Below are 12647 nucleotides of genomic sequence, written 5' to 3'. Positions count from 1 at the left end.
GCTGGCAGTGTACTTATTGTCGATGACCAGCCGTATTGCGAGCTATTTGACGCAGCGCACCTCAACAACAAGATCTGGCTGATATGGTCTTGGCGAGGTCGGTAATTTTTCAAAGCCTTGTACACCTTGCTGCAAGGTGAGCTGTGCGGTACTTCCTTGGCACAAGCGCTTGCTATGGCGCAGTAGAAACACACTTTGTTGCAAAAAATGCTGATAGCTATCCGATTTTATCTGCAATAAATAGTGCGCATTATTATACTGGGTTTGCTCATAGTGAACTTGATGATCAAAGTCATAATGCTTTTCGGGTTTACCTTGTTCGGTTTTGGTATGCTGGCAAGCACTGAGTAGCAGAATACTTGATATAACCCATGCCCGAGTAAAGTAATGGTTCGTATTGCTATTTAATCTATCTGAGTGCATGCGTGCTTGATCCTTAAGTTTTAATCATATTAAGTCTAACATAGAGAGGGTTATCTCGTTGTTAAATCACCTGAAGAAGTTATTACAAAGCGCCACTGCACAGGCTCCAAAGCCGTTAGAGCTAGAATTTAATACTGCACTTGCAGCACTATTGGTTGAAGTTATGCGTGCTGACGGTAAAACGTTGGCAAGTGAACTGAGTAAAATCCGCAACATACTCACGAGTCGATGTCAGTTGGATGCTCAGCAGGCAGAGTGCTTACTAAATCAAGCACAGCAGCATGTTGATCACGCGATAGATTTGTATGCGTTTGTTAAGCAAATAAATCGACACACCTCAGATATTGAGCGTATTGAAATCATAGAATTGCTCTGGCATGTGGCGTTTGCCGATGGTCATTTAGACACCCATGAGGACCATATCATACGCAAAATATCAGGGCTGTTATATGTTGCTCACGTTGACTTCATAGCCGCAAAAATAGCGGCACAAGAAGCCATACAAGAATAGTCAACGTTATCAATACTTGAAGCATTTTAATTGGGCGAGCGGGTCCATCATATGACCCGCGAAAAGCGTGACGTTTTCAACTGTTGTTGCAAATAAGCATCAAAGCACATACAGATGATCCGGATGAAAAGGTTACCTTTGCTGGTGACTGTAATTTTCTCTGCAGTTATCTCTACCAACCCATCTTCAGCCAGCGGTGCGAGGGCGCATAAAGCGTCTGCAAAGTGTGTATTAAAGTCTAGGTTGTGTGTTGCCTCAAATTGCGAAATATTCAGTTCAAAGTGGCAGATAAGCTGCTTTATCACGGCGGCTCTAAGTTTATCTTCGTCGTCTAGTTTCATGCCTTTATGGACCGCAAAGCCGTGTTGATTTACGGCGTCATAATAGGCTTTGAGGTCTTTTTCGTTTTGCAAAATGGCATTGCCTATTTGTGAAATTGACGAGACACCTAGACCCAGTAAGTCACATTCCCCATGGGTGGTGTAGCCCTGAAAATTGCGGTGAAGCTGGCCGTGTTGCTGTGCAATAGCTAATTCATCCTGTTTTTTAGCAAAGTGATCCATGCCAATAAACTGATAGCCTGCCTCGGTCATTTGCGCGAGGGTATTTTTAAACATGGTCAACTTTTGCTCTGGAGTTGGCATATCCGCTTCTTTTAATTTGCGCTGAGCTGCAAATTTATCGGGCAGGTGCGCATAATTGAACACAGAGACTCGGTCAGGACTCAACGCGATGAGTTTGGCGATGCTTTGAGCAAAACTTTCAGGAGTCTGATGAGGGAGTCCGTAAATCATATCAGCGTTTATGGATTTAAATCCCAGTTCACGAGCTTGTGTCAGTAACGCAATCACATCTTCCATATGCTGTGGGCGATTGACCGCCGCTTGTACCTGATCATTAAAATCTTGAACACCAAATGAAACGCGATTAAAGCCAAGAGTCTTTAAGTGTTCAAGCATGTTGTCAGCCAATGAGCGAGGGTCTATTTCAATGCTACGCTGCGCCTGTGGGGTAAATGTGAAATGTTGTTCCAACATGCTAAGCAGGCGGCTCATTTGGGCTGGACTCAAAAATGTGGGGGTACCACCACCTAAGTGCAACTGTTCAACTTGGTAATGTGCAAACAGTGGTGCTTGCGCTTTTATCTCTAACTCTAGATTATCTAAATACGTATCAGCTTTGTGCTGATGGCGCGTCACTATTTTATTGCAACCACAGTAGTAGCAAAGCTGATGACAAAACGGAATATGGACATACAGTGACAGTGAGTGACTACTTGAGGATTGAATTGCCGTGCGCAGTGCCGTTACATCATAGCCTGACTGTAGAGACAGCGCGGTTGGATAAGAAGTATATCGAGGACCAGACACATTATACTTTTTGATCAGGGATTCATCCCATGTTGGTAGATTGATCACGTTAAGCACTCACTTTTTCACGCATAAATTTGGGAGTGTTAGTATAGGGCTAGGCGTGAAGCTGAGTATTGATCTGTCGCAAGGATGTGATGTGCTCTTTGGAGCACATCACAGGGGAGTTATAGCTTAAATTGATTAACAGTGCTATTAAGCGCTTTAGCGAGGTCATTCAAATCCTTGGCTTCGCTTGCCAGCGTTTGTGCGTGATGAGCTGTGCTGTTGACCAAATCATTAATGGTATTAAGACTGTTGTTGATATCTTCGGCCACCACCGTTTGCTCCTCGGTTGATGTGGCGATTTGGTGGCTTTGATCTTGTACTGTGACCACTGAATCGGCGATTTCCCGCAATGAGTCAAGTACGCCTTGAGTTTGTTCCACGGTGCTTTGTGCCTGCTCTTGACCTTTTTGCATCATGCTGGAAGCTTGCTGAGCTATCTGCTGTAAGCGCGAAATCATGTTACGAATGTCATCGGTGGATTCTTGGGTGCGACTTGCTAATGAGCGTACTTCGTCTGCAACCACTGCAAAGCCACGTCCTTGCTCACCTGCACGTGCTGCTTCAATTGCTGCATTCAGTGCTAGCAGGTTAGTTTGTTCAGCAATGCCATTGATCACGTCAATGACTGCGCCAATATTACTGGTTTCCTGCTCTAAACCTGAAACCACTTTCGCAGCTTCACCAATGTGGGCGGAGAGTTCCGTCATGACTTGTTGTGCTTGGTTTGAACGGGTGGCACCGTCTTGTGTCATACGTTGTACGGTTTCCGCTGCTTGGTTGGTCTCCTGTGCGTTACGGGAAATTTCCGTTACAGTGGCAGCCATTTCAGTCACAGCAGCACTCACGCTATCTACCTGCTCCTTTTCTTGTTGAATTTCAGAGTTGGTATTGGATGAGACATCACTCAGTTGCGCCGCTGCATTACCCAGTTGTGAAGCTTGGGCTGCGGTATCAAGCATCATGGCGCGCAGTTTATCAATAAAAGTATTCATATGATGGGCAAGCTGGCCCACTTCGTCTTTACTTTTTATATCGATGCGCTGTGTTAAGTCGCCATCACCCGAGGCAATATCACGCATGGTCATGGTCAACGTCGTAATTGGTTTGGCTATCATATGTGTTGCCCACCAGATCATGGCAACCACAATTGCGAGAATGACAACCACTGAGGTGATGGTGGTCATAACAGCCTGCTCTACCGGTTCTTCAATCAAACTCACCGGAATGAGAATACCGAGGCGCCAATCTAAAATTGGCGTTTCCAGCTCCACCGTGTTGAACACGACGTAGTATTCTTTACCTTTTAATGTAACAACAGAGGTGCCAGATTTGTTACTTTGCATTTGTTGATTAAGCTGGCTAAACCCGTGGGTATCAGCAAAGCGTTGTTCCAGTGCCTCTAAACCTTCTTTACCATTGGGGCCTTCATCGGTAATGGAGAGGTCATGACCCGTTTGTTTTGATAAGTGAACAACTTTAAAGTTATTGTCGAGTAAGAAGCCATAACCTTGATCATGAAAGCGAATGTCTTCAACCAAAGCACTGATGCGATTAATTTGTAGATCAACCCCGCCAATCCCAACCAATTCACCGCGGCTGTTGCGCACGGGTTGTTGTACAACTGCAGATACCGCACCGGTATTGATATCAACAGTGGGTGTGCCAACATACAAATCATTGTTATTTAAAGCGTCTTGCCACCAACCTCGCTTGTAGGCGTAATAAGGGTTACCATCGGCGAATTTGGAAGTGCGTTCATTTTCTTTGAAATATTCGCCTGTTTTTGCTGAACCAAAGAAAGCAGATAAAACGTTCTCATCACCACTACTGATACGAATGAAATCCTTGTTGATATTTTCATAACCTTGTAGCGTGGAAAGATCGCTTTCTCGCGTGTCGTATTGTTCAAAAAACGCGATCATATGCGGGCTGGTAATAAATGACTTAACCAGCTTACCGTACTGGGCAAAAAATGACTCCATCGAGAGCTTTTCACCATATAGATAGCTTTGAGCCTCGCGCTCCACACCTTGTCGCGACAAAGTCGCAATGTGATTCACAAAATAGCTCGATGCAATAATCAACAGCACTGAAATCGTGCCGCCTATGAGTAGGAGGATTTTTTTCCTCAGAGATAAATTTTCAAGCATGGTATGTTCTTTTTCTTGGTAATGCGCAAACCTTAATCAAACCATATCTGTTACTGCTTTGCTACCATTTGCGCTGAGCGATATCATTTCAGTATGGCTGATTGTCAGCATTATTTCACACTGGGTGCTCTACAAGGTCTTAAGTTAGCGCTTGCATTCAGTGAAAGGAGATTAGGTTATCTGAATTAACAGGCAGGCTAAAACAAAAAAACGCCCAACGAGGGGCGCTTTTGATAAAGGAACTGGTTTACCGAATGGTTTACCGAATGGTTCACCTAATAGGCTTACCGAGTCAGGCTTAATCAGCCACGAGGACCCGCCTGCTTGATGGCGTCAGAAACATCGTATTTAGCGAAGTTTTCTTTAAAGTCCGCAGCCAGTTTAGCCGCATACTCAGCATATTTACCTTTGTCTTCCCAAGTATTAACTGGGTTAAGTAAGGCGCTGTCTACACCTGGTACCGCAACTGGTACATCTAGGTTGAGTGATTCAATATGAGTGGTTTCAACATCCGCTAGTTTGCCAGACACAATCGCATCGACAACCGCACGTGTAGTTGGAATATCAAAACGCTTACCGATACCGTAAGGACCGCCTGTCCAACCTGTATTTACTAGGTAAACTTTCGCGCCAAACTCACGCACACGCTTCATTAGAAGCTCTGCGTAAACGCCCGCTGGACGTGGGAAGAACGGTGCGCCAAAACAAGTTGAGAAGGTAGATTCGATATCTGCAGTTGAACCGATTTCAGTTGAACCAACTTTCGCTGTGTAGCCACTTAGGAAGTGGTAAGCCGCAGCTTCTTCAGAAAGAATAGATACCGGAGGTAGCACACCACTTACGTCACAAGTTAAGAATACCACTGCCTTTGGTTCACCAGCACGGTTTTCTACTTTACGCTTTTCTACGTGCTCTAGTGGGTAAGCTGCACGAGTGTTTTGCGTTAGGCTAGTATCTTTAAAATCAGGTACACGGTTTTCATCGAGTACCACGTTTTCTAGGATGGTACCGAACTTAATCGCGTTCCAGATCACAGGCTCATTCTTTTGCGATAGGTCGATACATTTTGCGTAACAACCACCTTCAATGTTGAATACACTGCCAGGCGCCCAGCCGTGCTCGTCGTCACCAATTAGGAAGCGAGTAGGGTCAGCTGATAGGGTTGTTTTACCTGTCCCAGATAATCCGAAGAATAATGCTGTATCGCCTGCTTCACCGACGTTTGCACTACAGTGCATTGGTAATACACCTTTAGCTGGTAGCAGGAAGTTCTGTACTGAGAACATTGATTTTTTCATTTCGCCAGCGTAGTGCATGCCAGCTAGTAGTACTTTGCGCTCTGCAAAGTTAATGATCACGGTACCATCGCTGTTTGTGCCATCGCGCTCTGGGTCACAAACAAATGAAGGCACATTCATTACCTGCCATTGCGGTAAATCAGAGGCATTGTAACGCTCAGGATTAATAAACATGTTTTTAGCAAAAATATGGTGCCATGCAGTTTCAGTAGTAACTACGACTGGTAAGTAGTGTTCTGGATCTGCACCCACTTCAAGGTGAGAGACGAAGTGGTCTTTGCTTTGTACGTGTGCTTCAACACGAGCCCATAGTGCATTAAATTTTTCAGCATCGAATGGGCGGTTAACGTTACCCCATTGGATGTCTTTTTCAGTGCTTGGCTCTTTTACGATAAAACGATCACTAGGTGAACGGCCAGTACGACGGCCAGTGTTAGCTACGAAAGCCCCATTTGCGGCTAAAGTGCCTTCACCACGGCTAATGGCGTGTTCGACAAGTTCGGCTGCAGTTAAATCGACAAAACGAGTAGCGCTTGAAGTCATGTTATTACCTAAATGTGAGAATTGAACGGGATAGCTCTGAGTTCTTAAGCTGAATTTATAGTACCAGATGGTTTTGAGATATTCGAGCTTTTGGAGGCTCTAAAAAGGCATAAAAACGTCAAAAAACTTAAATAATTTCAATGATACCGGTGTCATGAAAATTACTAATTTTGTGATACCGGTGTCATTTTTTGACAACAAAAAAGCCGTCATTTTGACGGCTTGATATTGGAAACAATCGCTAAGGTAAATTTAGTTAAAAATTGCCTTAATGTCTTCTTTGTTGAAAACGTAGTTTTTCAAACAATAATGACAGCTGATATTGATCTCGCCTTGCTTCTCAATATCAGCAAATAGTGCTTCTTTCCCCACATTAACTAACGCATTAATGGTTTTTTCTCTGCTACAACCACACACGAAGTTAATTTCCTGTGGCTCGAACAGCTGTGGGTTGTCTTCGTGATACAAACGTGTCAGCACGGTTTGTGCGTCTAAGTCCAACAGCTCTTCATCTTTGATGGTATTGCTCAGCGCTTCTAAATGTACAAAGTCCTCTTGTGACTTTTCTTTATCCACAGGCAGTACCTGCAAAAACAGCCCCGCGGCTTTGACGCGTTCACCTTCGGTACTGGTGGCAAACCATAAGCGCGTTTTAAGCTGCTCTGATTGCGTAAAGTAATCTTCTAGGCATGCTGCTAATGAGTCAGATGTCAGTGGTACAATCCCTTGGTAACGCTCCCCTTTCGTAGGTGTAATGGTAATAACCATGTAGCCTTTACCCATCAGATCAGGAACCGTTGTGCCAGTAATGTCACCTTGTAGTCTTGCAACACCACGCATGTTTTGCTGATGATCACCATTGATAACTGCATACTTTACTGGGCCGTCGCCTTGTAACTGTACTGCTATGTCACCTTCAAACTTTAAAGTGGCCGTCAATAAACTGGTCGCAACTAATAACTCACCGAGTAATGCTTGCACTGCTTGTGGATAGTTATGTCCGGCAATGATCTCATTAAAGGTATGATCAATTTGTACCAGTTCGCCGCGTACATCGAGTTTTTCGAAAATATAGCGGTGGAGTAAATCAGGTTGCATTTATTAAATCCTAGCTTGATTTCAATTTGAGTAGTTCGCGTCTTTGCTTTTTGTCCGGTTTGTTAACAGGATGTGGTGCAAAAAAGCTGTTGTTCTTGCGCGCTATTGCATTTTGCTCGCGTTTCTCTACACTTTGTTCCGATTCTCGGTAAGATAGTTGTGCAATAGGCGCTGCTTGGCGTTTGTCGAGTAGTACCAAAACGGTGACTTCTTTCTCATCAAACCCCTGTGCCAGCTTAATGGTGGCACCGAGTTCAACTAACTTACTGGGTTTACAGCGTTGCCCGTTATAGTGTACTTTACCTCCTTGGACCATTTCTCGAGCGATCGCTCGAGTCTTGTAAAACCGTGCAGCCCATAGCCATTTGTCTAGCCTGACGGCGTCATTTTGCTGTGGTTGTTCGGAGGATTTTTTAGTCACAATTTATTAACCATAAAGAATGTGGAATAATGCGACAAATTTAGCATATTTCAATGTTCAAAAAAAGGTCGTGGAACTCTCGCGATGTATTGTGTTCAAAGGGATGCCCATTGACCATTCAGTGAAGACAAACTGTCATATTAGTGCGCTTGTTGAATTTACACTGAAAAGGTACACTGGAAAGCTCAAATAGAATAAGAAAAGACGGATATGGAATTACAAATACAACAGTTACAGAAAGTATTGCTCGGGCTGCCCCATGCAAAACTCAGTCGTTTAGTGGTTTACTTAGCTGTTGTTTATATCGCTTATTTAATGTCCCAGCTATTTTGGTTGGTATGGCCTCAGCCTGTCACGCAGCCACTACCTTCTATGTCGTCGGTTTATGCCACAACCAGTTCAGCTGTGAACAGCCAATCAATCATTCAACAGAACTTATTTGGTGATGCTGGTAGTAAGCCTGAAGAACAACCTCAAGCTATTGTTTCCGATGCGCCTCAGACGGCATTGAATGTGCGTCTTACAGGTATTGTGGCCGTGAGCTTAAATGACAGAGCGGGTCTTGCGATCATTGAATCTCAAGGTAGACAAACGACTTACGAAGTACAAGAAGCCATTGAAGGAACTCGAGCCAAGTTGGCTCAAGTGTTACCAGATAGAGTAATCTTAGATGTGAGCGGTCGCTTTGAAACCTTGATGCTGGATGGGCTTGAGTACTCAACGAGTGTTGCTATGCCAGTGGCACCTAAGTCCTCAGCCAGTGAACGTCCATCGCAAAACAATCGCCCTCAGCTAGTGCGTCAAGAGGTGCCCAGTGAGCTAGGTCAGAAGAAAGAAGAACTTTTGCAAGACCCAGGCAAACTACTCGATTATATTCGCATTACGCCGCACCGCAGCGCAGGCCAGTTATTAGGCTATCGCTTGAGCCCGGGCAAAGATCCTGACTTGTTTAGCAAGATGGGACTCAAAAACAATGATTTAGCTGTTGCTATCAATGGCTATCAACTCACGGATATGAAACAGGCTATGTCAGCCATGAATGAGCTAAGAAACAGCACTGATGCGACCATTACCATAGAGCGTGATGGCCAGGTCATGAGCGTGCAATTTAGCCTGTAACAATAGTCAATTTGGAGTTTAAAAATAATGGGTAATAAGCTACACCTCACAAAAATCAAAAAAGGGTTAGCTAGATATGCGGCTCTAATGTTAGCAGCTGGATTGTCGCTTTCTGTGTCTGCTGTCGAGTATGCTGCCAACTTCAAAGGAACCGATATTAATGAGTTTATTAATATCGTTGGCAAGAACTTGAATAAAACCATCGTTATTGACCCGAACGTGCGCGGTAATATCAACGTGCGTAGTTATGAGTTGATGGATGAGTCGTTATATTACCAGTTCTTTTTAAACGTCCTTGAAGTATACGGTTACTCGGTTACTGAGATGGAAAGTGGTGTACTGAAGGTGGTACGCAGCTCAGATGGTAAGAAGGGCAACGTGCCTTTGGTTGAAGGTGAAGAAATGGGCAACGGGGATGTCATGGTCACCCGTGTGGTACGTGTTAAAAACGTTAGCGTACAAGAACTTGGCCCACTTATTCGCCAGTTCAGTGATCAAAAAGATGGTGGACATGTTACCAACTTAAACTCGGCAAACGTGATGATGTTGACGGGGCATGCCGCGTCGGTAAACCGTCTAGTAGATATCATTAAATCAGTTGACCAAGCTGGTGATAAACGTGTTGATATCGTTAAACTTAACCATGCGACAGCCGATGATGTGGTCACGGTTGTTGACAATATCTACAAAGACAGTGGCAAAGGCGCCATTCCTGACTTTTTGATCCCAAAAGTGGTCGCTGATAGCCGTACTAACAGCGTTATCGTCAGTGGTGAGTCTCAGGCGCGTAGTCGTGCCACGGATTTAATTAAACGCCTTGATAATGAATTGGAAAATCAAGGCAACACCAAAGTGTTTTACCTTAACTACGCCAAAGCAGAAGACTTGGTAAAAGTACTACAAGGTGTGAGTAAAACCTTACAAGAAGACGCACAGGGTGGCGCTAATAATGCTCGTAGTCGTGCGAACAAAAATGAAACCAGTATTGAAGCACACCAAGATTCAAACTCTTTGGTGATCACCGCTCAGCCAGATACCATGCGTTCACTGTCACAAGTTATTGAAAAGCTAGATATTCGCCGCGCTCAGGTACTTGTTGAAGCGATAGTGGTAGAGGTATTCGAAAGCGATGGTATTAACTTCGGCTTACAGTGGATCTCAGAGCAAGGTGGCATGTTGCAGTTTAATAACGGCAGTACGGTACCAATCGGTTCACTGGCGGTTGCTGCGGAGCAGGCAAGAGACAAAGAGATCACGAAAAACGTGATTGGACAAGAAAGTGGAAAAGCGACGTCTTACACGGAAACCGTTGAAGGTGACCTAGGACCACTTGGCCAGTTATTAGGTGGGGTAAATGGTTTGGCCATGGGGATTATTAAGAATGACTGGGGTGCCATTGTGCAGGCCATTTCCAGCGATACTAAGTCGAATATTCTTGCCACGCCCTCTGTGACAACCATGGACAACGAAGAAGCGTCCATGATTGTCGGTCAAGAAGTGCCAGTGATCACCGGTTCAACATCGGGTGATAACAACTCTAACCCATTCCAAACGGTTGACCGTCAAGAAGTGGGTATTAAATTAAAAGTGACACCACAAATTAACGATGGCAGTGCGGTACAGCTGACCATAGAACAAGAAGTATCAAGTGTCAGCGGCGCGACGGCGGTAGATATTGCGGTGAACAAACGTGCCATTAACACCACGGTTATTGCTGATGATGGCGGTATGGTTATTCTAGGTGGTTTGATTGATGAAGACGTACAGGAAAGTGTGTCTAAGGTGCCATTATTGGGAGATATTCCAGTTTTAGGACACCTGTTTAAGTCAACGGGGACTACTAAACGTAAGCGTAACTTGTTGGTATTTATTCGTCCGACCATTATTCGTGATAGCCACAGCATGAACAAGCTGAGCCATTCTAAATACAACTTCATTCGTACCGAGCAGCAAATTCAACAAGATGACGGTATTGATTTGATGCCATTTGAGCAAACGCCGGTATTGCCTGAGTGGAATGATGAATTGGTGTTACCGCCAACGTACGAAGAGTACCTGAATAAGCAAAATAATAATGAGCGTAACAATGATGACTGATAACAAGGTAGAGGCGATTACGGAAGTGCCTGTTAGTGAGTTATCTACACAAGAGATGCCAGCTGACGTGCTGGAGCAATCTGAGCATGTGGCGCAGTCGCCGTTGCGACTGCCCTTTGCTTATGCACGTCGAGAAGGAATGCTGATCAGTAAACAACCCACCGGTTTGGTTGTTTACTACCGTGGTGAGCTTGATGTTGAAGTGTTGCTAGAAGTACGCCGCGTAGCGGGTGAAGCATTTACTCTTGAGCACTTAGACGATGATAAATTTGAGCTGTTGCTAGAAGCCTCATATCAAAGAGATAGCTCAGAAACACAACAAATGATGGAAGATATTGGCAATGAGGTTGATTTATTCTCATTGGCCGAAGAGCTACCACAAACCGAAGACTTGCTGGCAGCGGATGATGATGCGCCAATCATTAAGCTTATCAACGCCATGCTCAGCGAAGCTATCAAAGAAGGGGCGTCGGATATTCATATCGAAACCTTCGAGCAGTCTTTGGTGATCCGCTTCCGTGTCGATGGGGTGCTAAAAGAAGTCCTTAAGCCTAATCGCAAACTGGCATCACTGTTGGTATCGCGTATCAAGGTTATGGCGAAGCTAGATATCGCCGAAAAGCGTATCCCACAAGATGGTCGTATTAGTTTGCGTATAGCGGGCCGTGCGGTTGATGTGCGTGTATCAACCATGCCGTCAAGCTTTGGTGAGCGTGTGGTACTGCGTTTACTTGATAAGAACAATGCCCGCCTAAACCTCGAAGATTTGGGGATGACAGAACGTAACCGTGAGTTGTTTGCTGATATTATCAGTAAACCACACGGTATTATTCTTGTCACTGGTCCAACGGGCTCAGGTAAGAGTACCACTTTGTACGCGGGCATGAGTCAGATCAACTCCAAAGATCGCAATATTCTGACCGTTGAAGATCCCATCGAATACGAGATCCCAGGCATTGGTCAAACTCAAGTAAACACCAAAGTCGATATGACGTTTGCGCGCGGATTACGTGCCATTCTACGTCAGGATCCAGATGTGGTAATGGTGGGTGAGATCCGAGATTTAGAAACTGGGCAAATTGCTGTGCAGGCTTCACTGACGGGTCACTTAGTTATGTCTACGCTGCACACCAACACGGCAGCGGGCGCGATTACTCGGATGGAAGATATGGGGGTTGAACCTTTCTTACTGTCATCTTCATTGTTGGGCGTATTATCACAACGCTTAGTGAGAACGCTCTGTCCAAATTGTAAAGAAGCACATCAAGCCGATGCGCGAGAGTGTGAACTACTTGGCGTACCGCAAGGTGAGCCTGCCATGATTTATCGCGCCGTAGGATGTGAAGAGTGTAACTTCAATGGATACAAAGGCCGTACCGGCATTCATGAGCTACTCGTTGTGGATGAAACCATTCGTGAGCTTATTCACAACGGTAAGGGTGAACAAGCCGTAGAAAAGTATATTCGCAAGAACAGCCCAAGTATCCGCCAAGATGGTCTTGCACGAGTTCTTAAAGGCCAAACAACGCTGGAAGAAGTATTACGTGTAACACGTGAGGAAGGTTAGTT

General features: G+C 44.8%; 10 protein-coding genes. 4 read left to right on the top strand and 6 right to left on the bottom strand.

What is annotated here, in order from left to right; all coding sequences use genetic code 11:
• Window positions 1-42: 42 nt before the first annotated feature.
• Window positions 43-423 (bottom strand): hypothetical protein, encoded by a 381-nt coding sequence (locus C2M32_RS02505; protein ID WP_105166953.1) that lies wholly within the window; start codon window positions 421-423, stop codon window positions 43-45.
• A 58-nt stretch (window positions 424-481) separates the two neighbouring features.
• Here C2M32_RS02505 and C2M32_RS02500 point away from each other — a divergent pair, with 58 nt between their 5' ends.
• Window positions 482-934, top strand: a complete 453-nt coding sequence (locus C2M32_RS02500) for a tellurite resistance TerB family protein (RefSeq protein WP_105166952.1) — start codon at window positions 482-484, stop codon at window positions 932-934.
• Window positions 935-981: 47 nt separating this feature from the next.
• Here C2M32_RS02500 and hemN read toward each other — a convergent pair whose 3' ends face one another.
• From hemN to hslR, 5 genes are all read right to left on the bottom strand, one after another.
• Window positions 982-2352, bottom strand: coding sequence for an oxygen-independent coproporphyrinogen III oxidase (gene hemN, locus C2M32_RS02495; RefSeq protein WP_105166951.1), 1371 nt, complete (start codon window positions 2350-2352; stop codon window positions 982-984).
• Between the two features lie 119 nt (window positions 2353-2471).
• Window positions 2472-4502 (bottom strand): methyl-accepting chemotaxis protein, encoded by a 2031-nt coding sequence (locus C2M32_RS02490; protein WP_105166950.1) that lies wholly within the window; start codon window positions 4500-4502, stop codon window positions 2472-2474.
• 302 nt (window positions 4503-4804) lie between these two features.
• Entirely contained in the window at window positions 4805-6343 is a 1539-nt protein-coding gene (locus C2M32_RS02485; RefSeq protein ID WP_105166949.1) for a phosphoenolpyruvate carboxykinase, read from the bottom strand.
• Between the two features lie 252 nt (window positions 6344-6595).
• Window positions 6596-7441: an Hsp33 family molecular chaperone HslO gene (gene hslO / locus C2M32_RS02480; protein WP_105166948.1), complete on the bottom strand. Its 846-nt coding sequence runs from the start codon at window positions 7439-7441 to the stop codon at window positions 6596-6598.
• A gap of 10 nt (window positions 7442-7451) precedes the next feature.
• Window positions 7452-7862, bottom strand: a complete 411-nt coding sequence (gene hslR, locus C2M32_RS02475; RefSeq protein ID WP_105166947.1) for a ribosome-associated heat shock protein Hsp15 — start codon at window positions 7860-7862, stop codon at window positions 7452-7454.
• A 210-nt stretch (window positions 7863-8072) separates the two neighbouring features.
• Here hslR and gspC point away from each other — a divergent pair, with 210 nt between their 5' ends.
• Genes gspC through gspE form a run of 3 tightly spaced genes read left to right on the top strand, consistent with a single transcriptional unit; the run spans window position 8073 to window position 12645 of the window.
• The gene (gene gspC, locus C2M32_RS02470) at window positions 8073-8981 is read left to right on the top strand and encodes a type II secretion system protein GspC (RefSeq protein ID WP_105166946.1); all 909 of its coding nucleotides are present in this window, start codon (window positions 8073-8075) and stop codon (window positions 8979-8981) included.
• 27 nt (window positions 8982-9008) lie between these two features.
• Window positions 9009-11078, top strand: coding sequence for a type II secretion system secretin GspD (gene gspD, locus C2M32_RS02465; RefSeq protein ID WP_105166945.1), 2070 nt, complete (start codon window positions 9009-9011; stop codon window positions 11076-11078).
• Between the two features lie 55 nt (window positions 11079-11133).
• A complete protein-coding gene (gspE, locus tag C2M32_RS02460; protein ID WP_199886102.1) occupies window positions 11134-12645 on the top strand; it encodes a type II secretion system ATPase GspE in 1512 nt (503 codons plus the stop codon).
• Window positions 12646-12647 lie beyond the last annotated feature (2 nt).

The organism is Pseudoalteromonas sp. T1lg23B (assembly GCF_002964665.1).
Classification (GTDB): domain Bacteria; phylum Pseudomonadota; class Gammaproteobacteria; order Enterobacterales; family Alteromonadaceae; genus Pseudoalteromonas.
This window is presented reverse-complemented; position numbering and strand designations above follow the sequence as displayed.

What these genes read in the sequence shown, in the direction of transcription:
- C2M32_RS02505 (WP_105166953.1), bottom strand. Translation starts at nt 423, where the DNA reads ATGCACTCAGATAGATTAAATAGCAATACGAACCATTACTTTACTCGG.
- C2M32_RS02490 (WP_105166950.1), bottom strand. Translation starts at nt 4,502, where the DNA reads ATGCTTGAAAATTTATCTCTGAGGAAAAAAATCCTCCTACTCATAGGC.
- C2M32_RS02485 (WP_105166949.1), bottom strand. Translation starts at nt 6,343, where the DNA reads ATGACTTCAAGCGCTACTCGTTTTGTCGATTTAACTGCAGCCGAACTT.
- hslO (WP_105166948.1), bottom strand. Translation starts at nt 7,441, where the DNA reads ATGCAACCTGATTTACTCCACCGCTATATTTTCGAAAAACTCGATGTA.
- gspC (WP_105166946.1), top strand. Translation starts at nt 8,073, where the DNA reads ATGGAATTACAAATACAACAGTTACAGAAAGTATTGCTCGGGCTGCCC.
- gspD (WP_105166945.1), top strand. Translation starts at nt 9,009, where the DNA reads ATGGGTAATAAGCTACACCTCACAAAAATCAAAAAAGGGTTAGCTAGA.
- gspE (WP_199886102.1), top strand. Translation starts at nt 11,134, where the DNA reads ATGCCAGCTGACGTGCTGGAGCAATCTGAGCATGTGGCGCAGTCGCCG.